Annotated in this window: 16 protein-coding genes; 12 read left to right on the forward strand and 4 right to left on the reverse strand. The window is 63.9% G+C overall.

The features are described 5' to 3' along the window. Positions 1-21: 21 nt before the first annotated feature. Positions 22-1,218, forward strand: coding sequence for a succinyldiaminopimelate transaminase (gene dapC / locus REH59_RS22580; RefSeq protein WP_012053545.1), 1,197 nt, complete (start codon positions 22-24; stop codon positions 1,216-1,218). A 105-nt stretch (positions 1,219-1,323) separates the two neighbouring features. Here the strand turns inward: dapC and REH59_RS22585 are convergent, their stop codons facing one another. Continuing rightward, entirely contained in the window at positions 1,324-2,970 is a 1,647-nt protein-coding gene (locus REH59_RS22585; RefSeq protein ID WP_265536539.1) for a Na+/H+ antiporter, read from the reverse strand. A gap of 863 nt (positions 2,971-3,833) precedes the next feature. Here REH59_RS22585 and REH59_RS22590 point away from each other — a divergent pair. From REH59_RS22590 to REH59_RS22605, 4 genes are all read left to right on the forward strand, one after another. Further along, positions 3,834-4,181, forward strand: a complete 348-nt coding sequence (locus REH59_RS22590; RefSeq protein ID WP_003252272.1) for an ArsC family reductase — start codon at positions 3,834-3,836, stop codon at positions 4,179-4,181. 31 nt (positions 4,182-4,212) lie between these two features. Next, complete coding sequence (gene dapD / locus REH59_RS22595) at positions 4,213-5,247, forward strand: 2,3,4,5-tetrahydropyridine-2,6-dicarboxylate N-succinyltransferase (RefSeq protein WP_004574732.1); 1,035 nt, start codon at positions 4,213-4,215, stop codon at positions 5,245-5,247. Between the two features lie 81 nt (positions 5,248-5,328). After that, complete coding sequence (locus tag REH59_RS22600; RefSeq protein WP_014861538.1) at positions 5,329-6,534, forward strand: cysteine desulfurase; 1,206 nt, start codon at positions 5,329-5,331, stop codon at positions 6,532-6,534. Continuing rightward, positions 6,531-6,941: a SufE family protein gene (locus REH59_RS22605; protein ID WP_003252266.1), complete on the forward strand. Its 411-nt coding sequence runs from the start codon at positions 6,531-6,533 to the stop codon at positions 6,939-6,941. Before REH59_RS22600 ends, REH59_RS22605 begins: the two co-directional genes overlap by 4 nt. Before the next feature lie 108 nt (positions 6,942-7,049). Here the strand turns inward: REH59_RS22605 and tcdA are convergent, their stop codons facing one another. Beyond that, positions 7,050-7,859 (reverse strand): tRNA cyclic N6-threonylcarbamoyladenosine(37) synthase TcdA, encoded by an 810-nt coding sequence (tcdA, locus tag REH59_RS22610; RefSeq protein ID WP_003252264.1) that lies wholly within the window; start codon positions 7,857-7,859, stop codon positions 7,050-7,052. A gap of 119 nt (positions 7,860-7,978) precedes the next feature. On the opposite strand from tcdA, the gene REH59_RS22615 reads away from it, so the two are divergent. From REH59_RS22615 to REH59_RS22630, 4 genes are all read left to right on the forward strand, one after another. Continuing rightward, complete coding sequence (locus tag REH59_RS22615) at positions 7,979-10,570, forward strand: glycosyltransferase (RefSeq protein ID WP_014861537.1); 2,592 nt, start codon at positions 7,979-7,981, stop codon at positions 10,568-10,570. 185 nt (positions 10,571-10,755) lie between these two features. After that, a complete protein-coding gene (gene dapE, locus REH59_RS22620) occupies positions 10,756-11,907 on the forward strand; it encodes a succinyl-diaminopimelate desuccinylase (protein WP_004574734.1) in 1,152 nt (383 codons plus the stop codon). After that, the gene (locus tag REH59_RS22625; protein WP_003252259.1) at positions 11,907-12,719 is read left to right on the forward strand and encodes a putative RNA methyltransferase; all 813 of its coding nucleotides are present in this window, start codon (positions 11,907-11,909) and stop codon (positions 12,717-12,719) included. The genes dapE and REH59_RS22625 overlap by 1 nt, the downstream gene beginning before the upstream one ends. Positions 12,720-12,736: 17 nt before the next feature. Next, a complete protein-coding gene (locus REH59_RS22630) occupies positions 12,737-13,114 on the forward strand; it encodes a hypothetical protein (protein ID WP_003252257.1) in 378 nt (125 codons plus the stop codon). A 122-nt stretch (positions 13,115-13,236) separates the two neighbouring features. Here the strand turns inward: REH59_RS22630 and REH59_RS22635 are convergent, their stop codons facing one another. Further along, positions 13,237-13,446 (reverse strand): cold-shock protein, encoded by a 210-nt coding sequence (locus tag REH59_RS22635; protein WP_003252255.1) that lies wholly within the window; start codon positions 13,444-13,446, stop codon positions 13,237-13,239. A 233-nt stretch (positions 13,447-13,679) separates the two neighbouring features. Here REH59_RS22635 and plsB point away from each other — a divergent pair, with 233 nt between their 5' ends. The 3 genes from plsB (at position 13,680) to REH59_RS22650 (ending at position 17,361) form a co-directional block, all read left to right on the forward strand. Further along, entirely contained in the window at positions 13,680-16,166 is a 2,487-nt protein-coding gene (gene plsB / locus REH59_RS22640; RefSeq protein ID WP_014861536.1) for a glycerol-3-phosphate 1-O-acyltransferase PlsB, read from the forward strand. Between the two features lie 76 nt (positions 16,167-16,242). After that, positions 16,243-16,641, forward strand: a complete 399-nt coding sequence (locus REH59_RS22645) for a YbaY family lipoprotein (protein ID WP_003252249.1) — start codon at positions 16,243-16,245, stop codon at positions 16,639-16,641. A gap of 33 nt (positions 16,642-16,674) precedes the next feature. Then, entirely contained in the window at positions 16,675-17,361 is a 687-nt protein-coding gene (locus REH59_RS22650; protein WP_003252248.1) for a DUF4197 domain-containing protein, read from the forward strand. Positions 17,362-17,541: 180 nt separating this feature from the next. Here the strand turns inward: REH59_RS22650 and REH59_RS22655 are convergent, their stop codons facing one another. Beyond that, a complete protein-coding gene (locus tag REH59_RS22655) occupies positions 17,542-20,607 on the reverse strand; it encodes an efflux RND transporter permease subunit (RefSeq protein WP_014754291.1) in 3,066 nt (1,021 codons plus the stop codon). Between the last annotated feature and the right edge of the window lies 1 nt (position 20,608).

Genomic DNA, 20,608 nt, shown 5'->3' on the forward strand with positions numbered 1-20,608 from the left:
GATTGACGAGACCTTGCGCCGATGAACCATGCCTTGACCCAGCTTCAGCCCTATCCGTTCGAAAAGCTTCGCGCCCTGCTGGGCAGCGTGAAGCCTGCGGCGGACAAACGCGCCATCGCCCTGTCGATCGGTGAGCCGAAGCACGAATCGCCGGCGTTCGTTGCCCAGGCCATGGCCGACAACCTCGACAAGCTGGCGGTTTACCCCAGCACCCTTGGTTTGCCAGCCCTGCGCCAGGCCATCGGCCAGTGGTGCGAACGACGCTTTGGCGTGCCCGCCGGCTGGCTGGACGCCGACCGCCACATCCTCCCGGTCAACGGCACCCGTGAAGCGCTGTTCGCTTTCACCCAGGCCGTGGTCAACCGCGCCGATGACGGCCTGGTGATCAGCCCCAACCCGTTCTACCAGATCTACGAAGGCGCAGCGCTGCTGGCCGGTGCCACCCCGCACTACCTGCCGTGCCTGGAAAACAACGGTTTCAACCCGGACTTCGACGCCGTACCGGCCGAGGTGTGGAAGCGTTGCCAGATCCTGTTCCTGTGCTCGCCGGGCAACCCTACCGGTGCGCTGGTGCCAATGAACACCCTGAAGAAGCTGATTGCCCTGGCTGACGAACACGACTTCGTGATCGCCGCCGACGAGTGCTACAGCGAGCTGTACTTCGACGAGGACGCGCCACCGCCAGGCCTGCTGTCGGCATGCGCCGAGCTTGGCCGCAGCGATTTTGCGCGCTGCGTGGTGTTCCACAGCCTGTCCAAGCGCTCCAACCTGCCTGGGCTGCGCTCGGGCTTCGTCGCGGGCGATGCCCAGATCATCAAGCCGTTTCTGCTGTACCGCACCTACCACGGCTGCGCGATGCCGGTGCAAACCCAGCTGGCCAGCATCGCTGCCTGGCAGGACGAGGCGCATGTACGCGCGAACCGCGACCAATACCGAGCCAAGTACGATGCCGTGCTGGATATTCTGCAGCCGGTACTGGACGTGCAACGCCCGGACGGCAGTTTCTACCTGTGGGCCAAGGTACCGGGCGACGATGCCGAGTTCACCCGCGACCTGTTCGAAGCCCAGCATGTGACCGTGGTGCCGGGGTCGTACCTGTCGCGTGAAGTAGATGGGGTGAACCCGGGTGCCGGGCGCGTGCGCATGGCACTGGTTGCACCGCTGGCCGAATGCATCGAGGCGGCCGAGCGGATTCGCGCCTTCCTGCAAAACAGCTGATCAACCCCTTCGCGGGCACGCCCGCTCCCACAGGTACTGCGCTGATTTCAAGCGCAGCGCAGTACCTGTGGGAGCGGGCGTGCCCGCGAAGGGCCTTGATAGGGTCTACTTGACCTGCCCCAGGTTCGCCTCACTCATATCCAGCTCACCCAGTACTTGCCGCACCACCTCATCCCCCACCAGGTGCTGACGATGCAGGTTATACAATTCCAGCCGCTGCGCCCTCAGGGCACGCAAGCGTAAACGCCGCTCCAGCAAGTCCATCTGTGCGGCCAGGGCCTTGGCTTCAGCACTGTCGTCGTAGCTTTCCAGCTCATCCCGGTATTCAGCCATCAAGCGCGCCTTCAACTCGGTCGCCAACGTTGCCTGCGCAGCATCCTGCGGGGCGTTGCTGTCGATCACCTCTTCTGCCTCCAAGGCATGAATCGCCGCCTCGGCCGTGCGCCGCCAGGCTTCCTGCACTTCCTGGTGCAAGCGCTCGTCCGGGCTCTTGGTCACCCCGCGCAGTAATATCGGCAGCGCGATGCAGGCGCTGATCAACGACAGCAGGATTACCCCCGCAGCAATGAAGATAAGCAGATCACGCTCCGGGAAAGCGGTGCCAGCCCCTATCAGCAACGGGATCGACATGACACCCGCCAGGGTGACAGCGCCGCGCACCCCCCCCAAGGTCAGCAACCAGCAGGAACGCGCCGTAGGCATCAGCACCAGTGCCGGCTTGCCGCGCCAGCGACGGACCACGCCGATCGAGCGCCAGATACTCTGGACCCAGATGAACCGCAACACAATCAGTGCGGCAAAGATCGCCACCACGTCCAGGCAGCGGTAGGCCAATGTCGGCCAGAGGGTCGCTTCGTGGCTGACCACAGCCTTGATGATGTCTGGCAACTGCAAGCCCAACAACAGGAAGATCAGGCCATTGAAGGCAAACTCCAGCAACGACCAGACACTGCGGTTGAGCAGGCGGGTACTGGTCTGACGCGGCAGCAGGTCGAGCCAGCTCTGCATCATGCCGGCCGCCACTGCCGAGAGAATACCCGAAACGCCCAGGCGCTCGGCCAGCACGTAGGCTGCGAACGGCAGCAGCAACATGAACACCACATGGGTAGCCGGATCGTCCCAGCCCCGGGTGATCATCCACATGCGCAGGCGACCGATCAACCAGCTCAGTACCACGCCCACCGCAAGGCCGCCCAGTGCGACCAACACGAAGCTGAAGCTGGCGTCAGCCAACGAAAACACCCCGGTGATCGCCGCCGCCAAGGCGAACTTGAAGGTTACCAGGCCCGACGCGTCGTTCATCAGCGCCTCGCCCTGCAGCATGTGCATCAGGGGAGTGGGCAGGCGGTCCTGGGTAATGGCCGAAACGGCCACGGCGTCGGTCGGCGAAAGCACTGCGGCCAGGGCGAAGGCCACCGGCAACGGGATGCTCGGCAGCAACCAGTGGATGAAGTAACCGGCGCCGACCACGGTGAACAACACCAGCCCCACGGCCAGCGCCACTACCGGGCCACGAATGCGCCATAACTCACGCTTGGGGATGCGCCAGCCGTCGGCGAACAGCAGCGGAGGCAGGAACAGGAACAGGAACAATTCGGGGTCAAGGGCTACATGCAGGCCCAGCGTCGGCCACGCCAGCAAGGCACCGGCGGCAATCTGTACCAGCGGCAATGGCAGCGGGATCACACGGCCGACCAGCTTCGACAGGCTGACCAGGGTCAGCAGGATGAGGACGGTGTAGGCGGACTGCATCCGGTAAGGCTTCCTTTGTGAACCAGAAACGACAACGGGGCGAAACATCGCCATTGAAACAATATGTTAGCGGCGATCGGCGAGCTGGGGCCGCTGCACGATAGTCGCAGGTGGCGGTTGAATATGTAACATGATGATACTTAGGTTTGATGGTAGGGCCTGCCTTGAGTCTTGTAGCGCCTGCGAGATCGAGCGCCGCCCGCGCGGCGCTTCGCGGGTAAACCCGCTCCTACGTTTGTTTCGGGCCAGTATCGCCTGTGCCAGACCCGCGCGACCGCCTTGTTTGTACGACGCGATATCGAGGCGTGCGCCAAGAGATCGAGCGCCGCCAGGTTCCCGGCTTAAGAGATTCAGCGCCTGCGAGATCGAGCGCCGCCCGCGCGGCGCTTCGCGGGTAAACCCGCTCCTACGTTTGTTTCGGGCCAGTATCGCCTGTGCCAGACCCGCGCGACCGCCTTGTTTGTACGACGCGATATCGAGGCGTGCGCCAAGATCGAGCGCCGCCAGGTTCCGGCTTAAAAGATTCAGCGCCTGCGAGAACGAGCGCCGCGCGGGCGGCGCTCGATCTCACAGGCGCTGAATCTCTTAAGCCGGGAACCTGGCGGCGCTCGTTCTCACAGGCGCTGAATATCTTAAGCCGGAACCTGGCGGCGCTCGTTCTCACAGGCGCTGAATCTCTTAAGCCAGGAACCAGGCGGCGTTCGATCTCAAACGCGCTACAAGACTCAAGGCAGACCTAACCACGCCCCACCAACCCCCAAGACTTGCACACCCGTGGCGCTCCCAGTCTCGTTCCCGCATAATCCCGCGACTGACATCGAAAAACGGAGAGATTGGGGCAACCTGTATCCCCAATGTACACAATGACCTACACGCTCTACGGCATCAAAGCCTGTGACACCATGAAAAAGGCGCGTACCTGGCTCGAAGACAAAGCCATCGCCTACGAATTCCACGATTACAAAACCCAAGGCATCGACCGCGACAGCCTGAACCGCTGGTGCGACGAACACGGCTGGGAAGTCATCCTCAACCGTGCCGGCACCACCTTCCGCAAGCTGGACGACGCCAGCAAGGCAGACCTCGACCAGGCCAAGGCCGTCGAGCTGATGCTGGCCCAGCCGTCGATGATCAAACGCCCGGTGCTCGACCTTGGCGCGCGTACCCTGGTTGGCTTCAAGCCCGACCTGTACGCCGCTGCCCTGGCCTGAGCCCCTACCCTATTTCGCACGAGGTAATCACATGTCCAATACCCTGTTCAGCCTGGCCTTCGGTGTCGGCTCCCAGAACCGCCAGGGCGCCTGGCTGGAAGTGTTCTACGCACAACCGCTGCTCAACCCGAGCGCCGAACTGGTTGCTGCAGTAGCCCCTGTTCTCGGTTACGAAGGTGGCAACCAGGCCATCGCCTTCAGCAACGCCCAGGCCGCACAACTGGCCGAAGCCCTGAAGGGCGTGGACGCTGCCCAGGCCGCCCTGCTGACCCGCCTGGCAGAGAGCCACAAGCCGCTGGTCGCCACCCTGCTGGCCGAAGACGCTGCCCTGAGCTCGACCCCAGAGGCCTACCTCAAGCTGCACCTGCTGTCGCACCGCCTGGTCAAGCCGCATGGCGTAAGCCTGGCCGGTATCTTCCCGCTGCTGCCGAACGTGGCCTGGACCAACCAGGGCGCGGTCGACCTGGGCGAACTGGCCGAGCTGCAACTGGAAGCACGCCTGAAGGGCGAGCTGCTGGAAGTGTTCTCGGTGGACAAGTTCCCGAAAATGACCGACTACGTGGTCCCGGCCGGCGTGCGTATCGCCGACACCGCCCGTGTGCGCCTGGGCGCCTACATTGGCGAAGGCACCACCATCATGCACGAAGGCTTCGTCAACTTTAACGCGGGCACCGAAGGCCCGGGCATGATCGAAGGCCGCGTTTCCGCTGGCGTATTCGTCGGCAAGGGCTCGGACCTGGGCGGCGGCTGCTCGACCATGGGCACCCTGTCCGGTGGCGGCAACATCGTCATCAAAGTCGGCGAGGGCTGCCTGATCGGCGCCAACGCCGGTATCGGTATTCCGTTGGGCGACCGCAACACCGTCGAAGCCGGCCTGTACATCACCGCGGGCACCAAGGTGAACCTGCTGGACGAGAACAACGAACTGGTCAAAGTGGTCAAGGCCCGCGACCTGGCCGGCCAGACCGACCTGCTGTTCCGCCGCAACTCGCTGAACGGCGCGGTAGAGTGCAAGACCCACAAGTCGGCCATCGAGCTGAACGAAGCGCTGCACGCTCACAACTGAGAACCCTGCCGGGTTTGAGGTGTTAAGATCGGGTCTGGCGCCAATGCACCAGACCCGATTTTCATTCCAGGCCTCGCAAACATGTTCCAGCCCTCTCCCTGGCGTGCCGACTTCCCCGCCATCGCCGCCCTGCAACGGCAGCACCAGACCTATCTGGACAGCGCCGCCACCACCCAGAAGCCGCAAGCCTTGCTCGATGCCCTGAGCCATTACTACGGCCATGGCGCGGCCAACGTGCACCGTGCCCAGCATTTGCCAGGTGCGCTGGCGACCCAGGCCTTCGAAACCAGCCGCGACAAGGTCGCCACCTGGCTCAATGCCGCAGACTCGCGGCAGATCGTGTTCACCCACGGCGCCACCTCGGCACTGAACCTGCTGGCCTATGGCCTGGAGCGCCGCCTCGAAGCCGGTGACGAAATTGCCGTCAGTGCCCTGGAGCATCATGCCAACCTGCTGCCCTGGCAACAGCTGGCGCACCGACGCAACCTGCGCCTGGTGGTGCTGCCACTGGACGCCCAGGGTCGTATCGACCAGGACCAGGCACTGCAACTGATCGGCCCGCGCACCCGAGTGCTCGCCATCAGCCAGCTGTCCAACGTGCTGGGTACCTGGCAACCGCTGCCAGCGCTGCTGGCCCATGCCCGCGCCCAGGGCGCGCTGACGGTGGTTGATGGTGCCCAGGGCGTGGTGCATGGTCGCCAGGACATGCAGCAACTGGGCTGCGACTTCTATGTATTTTCCAGCCACAAGCTGTACGGTCCGGACGGCGTCGGCGTGCTCTATGGCCGCGCCCAGGCCCTGGAGCTGTTACGCCACTGGCAGTTCGGTGGCGAGATGGTGCAGCTGGCCGAGTACCACAGCGCCAGCTTCCGTCCCGCGCCCCTGGGCTTCGAAGCGGGTACGCCGCCGATTGCCGGGGTGATCGGCCTGGGTGCAACGCTGGACTACCTGGCCAGCCTCGATGCCCATGCGGTCGCAGCGCATGAAGCCAGCCTGCACCAGCACCTGCTGCGTGGCTTGGGCGATCGCGAGGGCGTGCGGGTGTTGGGCACACCGCAGACGGCCCTGGCCAGTTTCGTCATCGAGGGCGTGCACAACGCCGATATCGCTCACCTGCTGACTGAACAGGGCATTGCCGTGCGTGCCGGTCACCACTGTGCCATGCCACTGCTGAAGGGGCTGGGGCTGGAGGGCGCGATACGGGTATCGCTGGGTTTGTACAACGACAGCGATGACGTGCAGCGTTTCTTCGACGCGCTGGACCAAGGCCTGGAGCTGTTGCGATGAGCCTGCCGGAACAGGCGCACCAAGCGCTGGAAGCGTTTCAACAGGGCAAAGGCTGGGAACAGCGTGCGCGGCTGTTGATGCAGTGGGGTGACCGCCTGGAGCCGCTTGCAGACGCCGAAAAGACCGAGGCCAACCGGGTGCATGGCTGCGAGAGCCTGGTGTGGCTGGTGGCCGAGCAGATCGAGGGCGTGTGGCGGTTCAAGGCCAGCAGCGATGCCCGCTTGTTGCGTGGGCTGCTGGCGCTGTTGCTGGTGCGGGTGCAGGGACTGGCCAGTGAGGAGCTGGCCGGGATTGATCTGCGCGAGTGGTTTACCCAGCTCGGGCTGGAGCGCCAATTGTCGCCGTCGCGCAGCAATGGGCTGCATGCGGTGTTGCAGCGGATGGCGGAGTTGGCGTCCAACCGCTGAATCGGCGCTGGTTGCTTCGCGGGCCTGCCCGCTCCCACAGGTACGGCATCATGCTTGGAAGAGATGCAATACCTGTAGCGGGCGGGCCCGCGAAGACGCCCACGCGGTCTATTCAGGCTTGACCCGTTCCGACGGCCGGCGCGCTCCAGCCACCAGTTTTTCTATCGCCTTGCTCGCCGCTACCATGCCAAAGGTCGCAGTCACCATCATCACTGCACCAAAGCCACCCGAGCAGTCCAGGCGCACGCCCTCACCCACGAAGCTTTTCTGCAGGCAAACGCTGCCATCCCCCTTGGGGTAACGCAGTTGTTCACTGGAGAACACGCACGGCACGCCATAGTTGCGGCTGACATTACGCGAGAAGTTGTAGTCGCGGCGCAGGGTGGAACGCACCCGCGAAGCCAATGGGTCATTGAAGGTCTTGTTCAGGTCGGCGATCTGGATCTGCGTCGGGTCGATCTGCCCACCCGCGCCACCGGTAGTGACAATGGCAATCTTGCGCCGCCGACACCAGGCGATCAGCGCCGCCTTGGCCATGACGCTGTCGATGCAGTCGATCACGCAGTCGAGGTGCTCGGTGATGTACTCGGCCATGGTCTCGCGGGTGACGAAGTCGGCCACCGCATGCACCGTACACCCCGGGTTGATCGCCCGCAGGCGCTCGGCCATGACCTCGACCTTGGGCCGCCCCACCTGCCCTTCCAGCGCATGGGCCTGGCGGTTGGTGTTACTGACGCAGACATCGTCCAGGTCGAACAGGGTGATCTCGCCCACGCCGCTGCGTGCCAGTGCTTCGGCCACCCACGAGCCCACCCCGCCAATACCGACCACAGCCACATGGGCCTGGCCCAGACGTTGCAGCCCCTGGTCGCCATACAACCGGGCAACGCCGGCAAAGCGTGGATCTTCTGTGCTCATGTTCATACCCCAAAAAACCGGCGCGCATTATATGCCAGTGAGCCCTTGGCCTGCATCGTTAGGAAAGAGACTGCCAACCCTGCTTTAATGTCCTATCACTTCGACATGAATGGACGACGATGTCTTCACGTAAATTCGGCCTGAACCTGGTAGTGGTGCTGGCCATCGCCGCACTGTTCACCGGGTTCTGGGCACTGATCAACCGCCCGGTCTCCGCCCCCGCCTGGCCAGAACAGATCTCTGGCTTTTCGTATTCGCCGTTCCGCCTGGGCGAAAGCCCACAGAAGGGTCAGTACCCCACTGACGACGAAATGCGCCAGGACCTGGAGCAACTGAGCAAACTGACCGACAGCATCCGTATCTATACCGTGGAAGGCACCCAGGCCGACGTCCCGCGCCTGGCCGAGGAGTTCGGCCTGCGGGTGACGCTGGGGATATGGATCAGCCCGGACCTGGAGCGCAACGAGCGCGAAATCGCCACGGCCATCCAGCTGGCCAACACGTCGCGCAGCGTGGTGCGGGTGGTGGTCGGCAACGAGGCGCTGTTCCGTGAAGAGGTCACACCGGAAAACCTGATCAAATACCTGGACCGGGTACGCGCAGCCGTGAAGGTGCCCGTGACCACCAGTGAACAATGGCACATCTGGAAGGAACATCCTGAGCTGGCCAGGCACGTCGACCTGATTGCCGCGCACATCCTGCCCTACTGGGAGTTCGTGCCGATGAAGGATTCGGTCGAGTTCGTCCTCGAGCGCGCCCGTGAACTGAAGCACCAGTTCCCGCGCAAACCGCTGCTGCTGTCGGAAGTCGGCTGGCCGAGCAACGGCCGCATGCGCGGTGGTGCCGATGCCACACAGGCCGACCAGGCCATCTACTTGCGCACCCTGGTCAACACCCTCAACCGCCGTGGCTACAACTACTTTGTCATTGAAGCCTATGACCAACCCTGGAAGGCCAGCGACGAAGGTTCGGTAGGCGCCTACTGGGGTGTCTACAACGCCGAGCGCCAGCAGAAGTTCAACTTCGACGGCCCCGTGGTGGCGATCCCGCAGTGGCGGGCCCTGGCAGTGGCGTCGGTGGTGCTGGCAATGATCGCCCTGATGGTGCTGTTCATCGATGGCTCGGCCCTGCGCCAGCGTGGCCGTACCTTCCTGACGTTCATCACCTTCCTGTGCGGGTCGGTACTGGTGTGGATCGCCTACGACTACAGCCAGCAATACAGCACCTGGTTCAGCCTTACCGTGGGCGTGCTGCTGGCCCTCGGCGCGCTGGGCGTGTTCATCGTGCTGCTCACCGAGGCCCACGAACTGGCCGAGGCGGTCTGGATACACAAGCGCCGCCGCGAGTTCCTGCCCGTGCAGGCCGACAGTGCCTACCGGCCCAAGGTGTCGGTGCATGTGCCGTGCTACAACGAGCCACCTGAGATGGTGAAACAGACCCTGGACGCCCTGGCCGCCCTGGACTACCCCGACTACGAAGTGCTGGTGATCGACAACAACACCAAGGACCCGGCCGTGTGGGAGCCGCTCAAGGCCCACTGCGAAAAGCTTGGCGAGCGCTTCAAGTTCTTCCACGTCGCGCCGCTGGCCGGCTTCAAGGGTGGCGCGCTGAATTACCTGATCCCGCACACGGCAAAGGACGCCGAAGTGATCGCGGTGATCGACTCGGACTACTGCGTCGACCGCAACTGGCTCAAGCACATGGTGCCGCACTTCGCCGACCCGAAAATTGCCGTGGTGCAGTCACCGCAGGATTACCGTGACCAGCACGAAAGCGCCTTCAAGAAGCTGTGCTACAGCGAATACAAAGGCTTCTTCCACATCGGTATGGTTACCCGCAACGACCGTGACGCGATCATCCAGCACGGCACCATGACCATGACCCGGCGCAGTGTGCTGGAAGAACTGGGCTGGGCCGAGTGGTGCATCTGCGAGGACGCCGAACTGGGCCTACGTGTGTTCGAGAAAGGCCTGTCCGCCGCCTACGCCCACAACAGCTACGGCAAGGGCCTGATGCCCGACACCTTCATCGACTTCAAGAAACAACGCTTCCGCTGGGCCTACGGCGCCATCCAGATCATCAAGCACCACGCCGGCGCGCTGCTGCGCGGCAAAGGCAGCCAGCTGACCCGTGGCCAGCGCTACCACTTCCTGGCCGGCTGGCTACCGTGGATCGCCGATGGCATGAATATCTTCTTCACCATCGGCGCGCTGTTGTGGTCGGCGGCGATGATCATCGTGCCGCATCGGGTCGATCCGCCCCTGATGATCTTCGCCATCCCGCCGCTGGCGCTGTTCTTCTTCAAGGTCGGCAAGATCATCTTCCTGTACCGCCGAGCGGTGGGGGTGAACCTCAAGGATGCCTTCGCAGCTGCGCTGGCCGGGCTGGCGCTGTCGCACACCATCGCCAAGGCGGTACTGTATGGTTTCTTCACCAGCAGCATGCCGTTCTTCCGCACGCCGAAGAACGCTGACAGCCATGGGTTGCTGGTGGCGATTTCCGAAGCCCGTGAAGAGCTGTTCATCATGTTGCTGCTGTGGGGCGCGGCGCTGGGCATCTACCTGGTTCAGGGGCTGCCGAGTTCGGACATGCGCTTCTGGGTGGCAATGTTGCTGGTGCAGTCGTTGCCTTATGTGGCAGCGCTGGTGATGGCGTTTCTGTCGTCGCTGCCCAAGCCCGCAGAAAAGGCTGCCCAAGCGCAGCAGGCTTGAGATTGCCGGGGCTGACCTGTGCAGCCCATTCGCGGGCACGCCCGCTCCCACAGGCCTGGCACAGGCATTCAGAGCTGTGCGGTACCTGATGGAGCGGGCGTGCCCGCGAATGGGCCGTGCTGCCCGAAACCATTTGATATAAGATAACGCCCCTCAGATTTCCCCGCCTTGCCCCGGAGTCCCCCATGACGGCCCCTGCCGAGCTCTCGCCTACCCTTCAACTGGCCTGCGACCTGATCCGTCGCCCCTCGGTCACCCCCGTCGACGCCGATTGCCAGGCGCAGATGATGAACCGTCTGGGCGCCGTCGGTTTCCAGCTGGAGCCGATGCGCATTGAAGACGTCGACAACTTCTGGGCCACCCACGGCAGCCAGGACGGCCCGGTACTGTGTTTTGCCGGCCACACCGACGTGGTGCCTACCGGCCCGGTCCAGCAATGGCAGCATGAACCCTTCGAGGCACTGATCGACGCCGACGGCATGCTCTGCGGCCGTGGCGCCGCCGACATGAAGGGCAGCCTGGCATCCATGGTCATCGCCAGCGAGCGCTTCGTGCAGGACTACCCGAACCACCGCGGCAAGGTCGCGTTTCTGATCACCAGCGACGAGGAAGGCCCCGCCCACCACGGCACCAAAGCGGTGGTCGAGCGCCTGAAAGCGCGCAACGAGCGCCTGGACTGGTGCATCGTCGGCGAACCGTCCAGCACCACCTTGCTGGGTGACGTGGTCAAGAACGGTCGCCGCGGTTCGCTGGGCGCCAAGCTGACCATACGCGGCAAACAGGGCCATGTGGCCTACCCGCACCTGGCGCGCAACCCGATCCACCTGGCCGCCCCGGCCCTGGCGGAACTGGCTGCCGAGCACTGGGACGAAGGCAATGCGTTCTTCCCGCCAACCAGCTTCCAGATCTCCAACCTCAATTCCGGCACCGGCGCCACCAACGTGGTCCCGGGCGAGCTGACCGCGCTGTTCAACTTCCGCTTCTCTACCGAGTCCACCGTCGAAGGCCTGCAGGCCCGAGTGTCGGCGATTCTCGACAAGCATGAACTGGACTGGTCGGTCGACTGGGCACTGTCGGGCCTGCCGTTCCTGACCGAACCAGGCGAGCTGCTCGACGCCGTGGCGGCCAGCATCAAGGGCGTCACCGGTCGCGATACCCAGCCCTCCACCAGCGGCGGCACTTCCGATGGCCGCTTCATCGCAACCATGGGCACCCAGGTGGTCGAACTCGGCCCGGTCAACGCCACCATCCACCAGGTTGACGAGCGGATCCTGGCCAGCGACCTCGATCTGCTGACCGAAATCTACTACCAGACCCTGGTCCGGTTGCTCGCCTGATGCTTGCCTGCCCGCTTTGCCAGGCGCCGCTGAGCCGGCTCGACAATGGTGTGGTGTGCCCGGCCGGCCACCGCTTCGACCGCGCCCGCCAGGGTTACCTGAACCTGCTGCCGGTGCAGCACAAGAACAGCCGCGACCCCGGTGACAACCAGGCGATGGTCGAGGCACGCCGCGACTTTCTCGACGCCGGCCATTACGCGCCAGTCGCCCGCCGCCTGGCCGAGCTGGCCGCCGAGCGCCAGCCTGGCGCCTGGCTGGACATCGGCTGCGGCGAGGGTTACTACACCGCACAGATCGCCCAGGCCTTGCCGGCCGCCGACGGCTATGCGCTGGACATCTCCCGCGAAGCGGTCAAGCGCGCCTGCCGCCGGGCACCGGCGGTCACCTGGATGGTCGCCAGCATGGCCCGCGTGCCGCTGACCGACGCCAGCTGCCAGTTCATCGCCAGCGTTTTCAGCCCGCTGGACTGGGCCGAGGCCAAGCGTTTGCTCAGCCCCGGCGGCGGCCTGATGCGGGTCGGCCCCACCAGCGGCCACCTGATGGAACTGCGTGAAGTGCTCTACGATGAAGTACGCCCTTACGCCGACGACAAGCACCTGGCCCTGGTCCCTGAAGGCATGGCCCATGCACACAGCGAAACCCTCGAGTTCCGCCTGAGCCTGGCCGCGCCCAAGGCCCGCGCCGATCTGCTGGCCATGACCCCACACGGCTGGCGCGCCAGCGCCGAAAAACGTGCCCGGGTGATCGACCAGCCCGAGCCGTTCGAGGTCACGGTTTCCATGCGTTATGACTATTTCGTGCGCCAAGACTGAGCACACCCGGAGCCCTTATGCGTCAACCTGATATCGAGATCTACCTGAAGGACGCCGACGTCGACCACAAGCAGATTGCCGAGTGGCTCGCCCAGGCAATCGGCCCGTGCACCGAGTGGAAGCAGAAAGGCCAAACCTTCAAATGCCAGGCCGGTAACATTCCGGTCACTTGGTTACCCAAGGCTGTAGGGAAATGGAACAGCCTGTACCTGGAAAGCGACCAGACGCCGTGGGCCGACGACGTTGCCTGCGCCCGCGCCGCATTTGCCGCGCTGGGTGTGGAAGTGCGCTGCGCGCCGGGTGGCTGGGTCGAGGAAGACGGGGAAGAAGATGCCGACCGCTGGGTCCGCATCAGCGCCGACGGTGAAGAGGAAATCACCTGGCGTACATCATGAAACGGCAGCCTTGCTCGTTTCTGTAGGAGCGGGTTTACCCGCGAACACGGGCTATGCCCGTGGCAGCCACCGTGGTGGCTGCTTCGCGGGCAAGCCCGCTCCTACGGCTTGAAACCAGAGGCTCAGAGGCCCACTACGTCTTCGGCTTGCAGGCCTTTCTGGCCCTGCACGCAGGCGTACTCCACCCGCTGCCCTTCGACCAGGGTACGATGCCCCTCACCGCGGATCGCCCGATAGTGGACGAACACATCCGCACCACCTTCGCGCTGAATGAAGCCATAACCCTTGGCATCGTTGAACCACTTTACATTCCCAGTCTCACGAGACGACATCTGAACTACTCCGGATTTTTATTGTGAAGATCGCCTTGCAGGCATGAGGTCACCTGCCCCGTGCCAACGCCGCTTGCCGAAATATCCTGCAAGTGGCAGGCCGAGTATATGACACAGAACAAAAAAAATTGATGACGGCGCCGCCGTTGGCCGAATTTTGCTGAACTTACGCCGATACGGCAGACTAAATAGCAGAATACCCACCTGAACATCACACCCAGGGCACACACCCCATGACCCGTTCCCCCCTGCACCGCCTGATCTTCGGCGGCCTGCGTCGCCTGTTGTACCTGTGGGTGCGCTCCGAGACCATCAACCAGTCTTCCATGACCCTCAACCTCGACCGCAGCCGGCCGGTGTTCTATGCGCTGCCCTCGCCCGCGCTCACCGACCTGGCCGTGCTCGACCACGAGTGCACCAAGGCGGGGCTACCGCGCCCGGTGCTGCCGGTAGCTGTCGGCCCACTGCAGGAACCCGCCGCGTTCTTCTACCTGACCCCCGACCCGGACTGGCTCGGCCGCCAGGACAAAAGCGGCGCCCCGCCCACCCTCGAACGCCTGGTGGCTGCCGTCAGCCAGCATGCTGAAGAAGATGCGCAGATCATTCCTGTCAGCGTGTTCTGGGGCCAGACCCCGGCCAGCGAGTCCAGCCCCTGGAAGCTGCTGTTCGCCGACAGCTGGGCGGTAACCGGGCGCCTGCGCCGGCTGCTGACCGTACTGATCCTGGGGCGCAAGACCCGGGTACAGTTCTCCGCGCCAATCCACCTGCGCGAGCTGGTGCAGCACAACAAAGGCCACGAGCGCACCGTGCGCATGGCCCAGCGCCTGATGCGCGTGCACTTTCGCAACCTCAAGACTGCCGTCATCGGCCCGGACATCTCGCACCGACGCACCCTGGTCAAAGGCCTGGTCCATGCCCCGCAAGTGCGCCAGGCGATTGCCGACGAAGCGCAGCGCGAGAACCTTCCGCAGGCCAAAGCCGAGGCCCAGGCACTGCGCTATGGCAACGAGATAGCCTCGGACTACACCTATACCGCCATCCGCTTCCTCGAAGTGGTGCTCAGCTGGTTCTGGAACAAGATCTACGACGGCATCAAGGTCAACCACATCGAACAGGTGCAGGGTATCGCCCCTGGCCATGAAGTGATCTACGTGCCGTGCCACCGCAGCCACATCGACTACCTGCTGCTGTCGTACCTGCTGTTCCGCAACGGCCTCACTCCGCCGCACGTGGCTGCAGGCATCAACCTCAACATGCCGGTGGTGGGTAACCTGCTACGCCGTGGTGGCGCCTTCTTCATGCGCCGCACGTTCAAGGGCAACCCGCTTTACACGGCGGTGTTCAATGAGTACCTGCATACCCTGTACACCAAGGGCTTCCCGGTCGAGTACTTCGTCGAAGGCGGCCGCTCGCGCACCGGGCGCATGTTGCAGCCGCGCACCGGGATGCTGGCCATTACCCTGCGCAGCTTCCTGCGTTCGTCGCGTACGCCAATCGTGTTCGTGCCGGTGTACATCGGCTACGAGCGCGTGCTTGAAGGCCGTACCTACCTGGGCGAACTGCGCGGCGCCAGCAAGAAGAAGGAGTCGGTGTTGGACATCTTCAAGGTGTTCGGCGCACTCAAGCAGCGCTTTGGCCAGGTCTACGTCAACTTCGGCGAACCCATCCGCCTGGCTGGCTTCCTCGACCAGCAGCAGCCCGGCTGGCGTGAACAGGATCACGGTCCGCAGTACCGGCCGGACTGGCTCAACGCCACCACCGCCCGCCTGGGAGAAACCGTGGCCCGCCACCTCAACGAGGCGGCGGCCATCAACCCGGTCAACCTGGTGGCCCTGGCACTGCTGTCCACCAGCCGCCTTGCCCTGGACGAGCGCGCCCTGACCCGCGTTCTCGACCTGTACCTGGCGCTGCTGCGCCAAGTGCCCTACTCGCCGCACACCACCCTGCCCGAGGGCGACGGCCAGGCACTGATCGAACATGTGCGCAGCATGAACCTGGTGGCCGAGCAGAAGGATGCCCTGGGCCGCATCCTCTACCTGGATGAAGGCAACGCGGTGCTGATGACCTACTACCGCAACAACGTGCTGCACATCTTCGCCCTGCCGGCGCTGCTGGCCAGCTTCTTCCTCAGCAGTTCACGCATGAGCCGTGAACTGCTGGGCCAGTATGTGCACGCGCTTTACCCCTACCTACAGGCCGAACTGTTCCTGCGCTGGACGCCAGAACAGCTGGACGAGGTCATCGACCAATGGCTGGTCGCGCTGGTGGAACAGGGCCTGCTGCGCCAGGACAACGACCTGTACGTGCGCCCGGCGCCCAGCTCGCGGCAGTTCGTGTTGCTGACCCTGCTCGCCCGCACCATCACCCAGACCCTGCAGCGCTTCTACATGGCCACCTCGCTGCTGATCAACAGCGGGCAGAACAGCCTGAGCGCCGAAGCGCTGGAAGACCTGTGCGTGATGATGGCCCAGCGCCTGTCGATCCTGCATGGCCTGAACGCACCGGAGTTCTTCGACAAGACGCTGTTCCGCCACTTCATCCAGACCCTGCTCCAGCAAGGGGTTCTGCACGCCGATGCGCAAGGCAAGCTGGGTTATCACGACAAACTCGGCGAGCTGGCCGAGGGCGTGGCCAAGCGAGTGCTGTCGGCCGAGCTGCGCCTGTCGATCCGCCAAGTGGCTCTGCACCGTGACGACGGGTTGGAAACTTCGACCCTCTAACGGTTCATCGGTCGGCAAAATCCGCTAAAGTCCGTGGGGTTGGCCACAAGCCAGCTCCAAGGACACCGGAGATTCCATGAAAAAGCTCTTTATGCTGTGTTGCGCATCCCTGCTTGCAGCCTGCTCCAGCCAAACCCCACCCAACCAGGCCAGCCTGGACGGTGAAGTCTTCTACCTGCAGCGCATTGCCCTGCCGCCTGCCGCCACCCTGAGCGTGGAACTGCAGGATGTGTCGCTGATGGACGCCCCTGCCGTGACCCTGGCGCGCCAGGCCGGCCCGGTCAAAGGCAACGTGCCGCTGCCGTTCCATCTCACCTATGACCCCGCGCAGGTCAAGCCTGGCCACCGCTATGCGGTGAGCGCGCGCATCGAGCTGAATGGCAAGTTGCTGTTCATCAATACCGAACACCACGGTGTCGCGCTTGATGGCAGTGACCCGCAATCGGTACGCATCAAGGTAGATCAGGTTCGCTGATACCCGCACTCATCCGTTTACAAGGAAAGCTTCATGATCCGCACTTCCCTGCGCTTCACCACCCTGTGCGCCGGCCTGCTGCTGTCGGCCAGTGCCCTGGCCCTGTCGCTGGGCGACCTGAGCCAGAAAGACGCCACCGGCGGCCTGAAAGATGCCCTGACCCAAGGTGCGCAGTTGGCCGTCAAGCAACTGAGCACCCCAGGCGGCTTCAGCAACAACCCGGACGTGCGCATCGAGCTGCCAGGCAACCTGGGCAAAGCCGCCAAGGCGATGAAAATGTTCGGCAAGGGTGAACAGGTCGAAGCCCTGGAAACCAGCATGAACAAAGCCGCCGAGGCAGCCGTGCCGCAGGCCCAGGCGATTCTGGTGGATGCCGTCAAGAACATGAGCGTGACCGATGCCAAGGGCATTCTCAGCGGCGGTGACGACTCGGCCACCCAGTACCTGAACAAGAGCAGCCGCGAGCAGATCCGCGCCAAGTTCCTGCCAATCGTCAAGCAGGCCACCGACAAGGTTGGCGTGGCCCAGCAGTACAATGCCTTCGCCGCCCAGGCCAAAGGCCTGGGGCTGGTCAAGGATGACGCCAACATCGAGAACTACGTGACCGAGAAGGCGCTGGATGGCCTGTTCGAAATGATCGGCAAACAGGAGCAGAGTATTCGCCAGAACCCGGCAGCTGCGGCTACCAGCCTGGCCAAGAAGGTCTTCGGCGCGCTGTAGGAGCGGGTTCACCCGCGAAAGGGCCGGGCCTGCTGGCCAATTTTCACCAGCCGCTCACCGTTGCTGCCGCCACCGTATTCGCGGGTATACCCGCTCCTACACGGCGGCGGGGTTGGACACAGGCCGTCGTAGGAGCGGGTTCACCCGCGAAGGGAGGGCTAAGCCCTCCCCCTGCGGTCTTCAGCCCTTCTTCACCCTGAACCACGCCGCATACAACGCCGGCAGGAACAGCAGTGTTAGCACCGTGGCCACGATCAACCCGCCCATGATCGCCACCGCCATCGGCCCGTAGAACACACTACGTGACAACGGGATCATGGCCAGCACCGCCGCCAGCGCGGTCAGCACGATCGGCCGGAAGCGCCGCACCGTAGCCTCGATGATCGCCTGCCAGCGCTCCATCCCCGCTGCGATGTCCTGCTCGATCTGGTCCACCAGGATCACCGAGTTGCGCATGATCATCCCCGCCAGTGCAATGGTGCCGAGCATGGCGACAAAGCCGAACGGCTGGCGGAACACCAGCAGGAACAGGGTCACACCAATCAGCCCCAGCGGCGCGGTGAGGAACACCATCACCGTGCGCGAGAAACTGCGCAACTGGATCATCAGCAAGCTCAGGACTACCACGATGAACAGTGGCATGCCGGCATTCACCGATTTCTGCCCCCGTTCGGAGTCCTCCACCGTGCCGCCCACCTCCAGCAGGTAGCCATCGGGCAGCTTGGCGCGGATGTCCTGCAGGGTCGGCAGAATTTGCTTCACCAGCGTCGCCGGCTGCTCCTGGTCGTAGATATCGGCACGCACGGTCACCGTCGGCAAGCGGTTGCGGTGCCAGATAATGCCTTCTTCAAAGCCGTACTCCAGGGTTGCCACCTGCGACAACGCCACGCTCTGGCCATTGTCGGTGGGCAACGCCAGGCTACCCAGGTTGCCCAGCTCGCTGCGTTCCTGCCGGGTGCCGCGCAGCAGGATCTCGATCAGTTCGTTGTCCTCGCGGTACTGGCTGACCGTGGTACCGATCAGCGAGCTTTGCAGGAAGCTCGCCAGGTGCGAAGTGCTCACGCCCAGCGCACGGGCGCGGTCCTGGTCGATTTCGAGGAACACCGCCTTGCTGGGTTCCTCCCAGTCCAGGTGCACGTTCACCACATGCGGGTTCTCGCGCACCTTGTCCGCCACTTCACGGGCCAGTGCACGGGCCTTCTCGATATGCTCGCCAGTGACCCGGAACTGCACCGGGTAGCCCACGGGTGGGCCGTTTTCCAGGCGCGTGACCCGGGCGCGCAGGTCGGGGAACTGCTGGTCCACCGTGCTGATCAGCCAACTGCGCAGGCGTTCGCGGTCTTCCATCGACTTGGCCAGCACCACGAACTGGGCAAAGCTGGCTGCCGGCAGTTGCTGGTCCAGCGGCAGGTAGAAGCGCGGCGAACCGGTGCCCACATAGGCCACGTAGTTGTCGATACCGTCCTGCTGCTTGAGCAGCGCCTCCAGCTGCTTGACCCGCTCGGCGGTATTGGCCAGCGAGGCGCCTTCGGCCAGCTTCAGGTCAACCATCAGCTCCGGGCGCCCGGAGGCCGGGAAGAACTGCTGGGGTACGAAGCGGAACAGCAGGAGGCTGCCGACAAAAGCGGCAACGGTCAGCAGGATTACCGTCTTGCGCCGCCGTACGCACCACTCCACCAGCCGTCGCACGCGCTGGTAGAACGGGGTGGCGTATGGGTCTGGAGCATGGCCGTCCTTGCCATGGCGCGCGGCATGCAGCTTGGCCAGGTCGGGTAGCAGGCGCTCGCCCAGGTAAGGCACGAACACCACGGCCGCCACCCAAGAGGTCAGCAAAGCGATGGTGACCACCTGGAAGATCGACCGGGTATATTCGCCGGTGCTGGAGGCCGCAGTGGCAATCGGCAGAAAGCCTGCTGCCGTGATCAGCGTCCCGGTGAGCATCGGGAAGGCCGTACTCGTCCAGGCATAGCTGGCTGCCTTGAGGCGGTCATAGCCCTGCTCCATCTTGATCGCCATCATCTCCACGGCAATGATCGCGTCGTCCACCAGCAAGCCCAAGGCCAGCACCAGCGCGCCAAGGGAAATCTTGTGCAGGCCGATGCCGAAGTAATGCATGGCGGCAAAGGTCATGGCCAACACCAGCGGAATGGCCAGCGCCACCACCAGGCCAGTGCGCAGGCCCAGCGAGAAGAAACTCACCAGCAGCACAATGACCAACGCCTCGACCAGCACCTGCACGAACTCGCCCACGCCGGCCTTGACCGCCGCCGGTTGATCCGAAACCTTGCGCAGCGCCATGCCGGCAGGCAGGTTATGCGCCAGGCGCTCGAACTCGCCTTCCAGGGCCTTGCCCAGTACCAGGATGTCGCCACCGTCTTTCATCGACACCGCCAGGCCAATGGCATCCTCGCCCATGAAGCGCATGCGCGGTGCAGGTGGGTCGTTGAAGCCACGGTGCACCTCGGCGACATCACCAATCCGGAAGGTGCGATCCCCCACGCGAATGGGGAACTGGCGGATCTGCTCGACACTGTCGAAACGCCCGCTCACGCGCAGTTGCAAGCGCTCGCTGGGCGTCTCGAAGAAACCGGCGGTGCTCACCGCGTTCTGTTCTTGCAATGCCTTCTGCACGGCTTCCAGGGGCACGCCGAGGGTGGCCAGCTTGAGGTTGGACAGCTCGATCCAGACTTTCTCGTCCTGCAGGCCGATCAGCTCGACCTTGCCCACATCCTTGACCCGCTGCAGCTGGATCTGGATGCGGTCGGCGTAGTCCTTGAGCACCGCATAGTCAAAGCCTTCGCCAGTCAGCGCATAGATATTGCCGAAGGTGGTGCCGAACTCGTCGTTGAAGAACGGGCCCTGGATCTCCGGCGGCAAGGTGTGGCGAATGTCCGCAACCTTCTTGCGGATCTGGTACCACAACTCGGGGATGTCCTTGGAGTGCAGCGAGTCGCGGGCCATGAAAGTAACCTGCGATTCGCCGGGGCGAGAGAACGAGACGATTCTCTCGTACTCACCGGTTTCCATCAGCTTCTTTTCGATGCGCTCGGTCACCTGTCGCGACACTTCTTCAGCGCTGGCGCCTGGCCACAGGGTGCGAATGACCATGGCCTTGAAGGTGAATGGCGGATCCTCGCTCTGGCCAAGCTTGGTGTACGACATGGCGCCAATGACGGCCAGCAGGATCATCAGGAACAGGACGATCTGGCGGTTGCGCAGCGCCCAGGCAGAAAGGTTGAAACCCATC

Origin of the sequence: Pseudomonas sp. BO3-4, assembly GCF_034044115.1 — a bacterium.
GTDB lineage: Bacteria > Pseudomonadota > Gammaproteobacteria > Pseudomonadales > Pseudomonadaceae > Aquipseudomonas > Aquipseudomonas alloputida.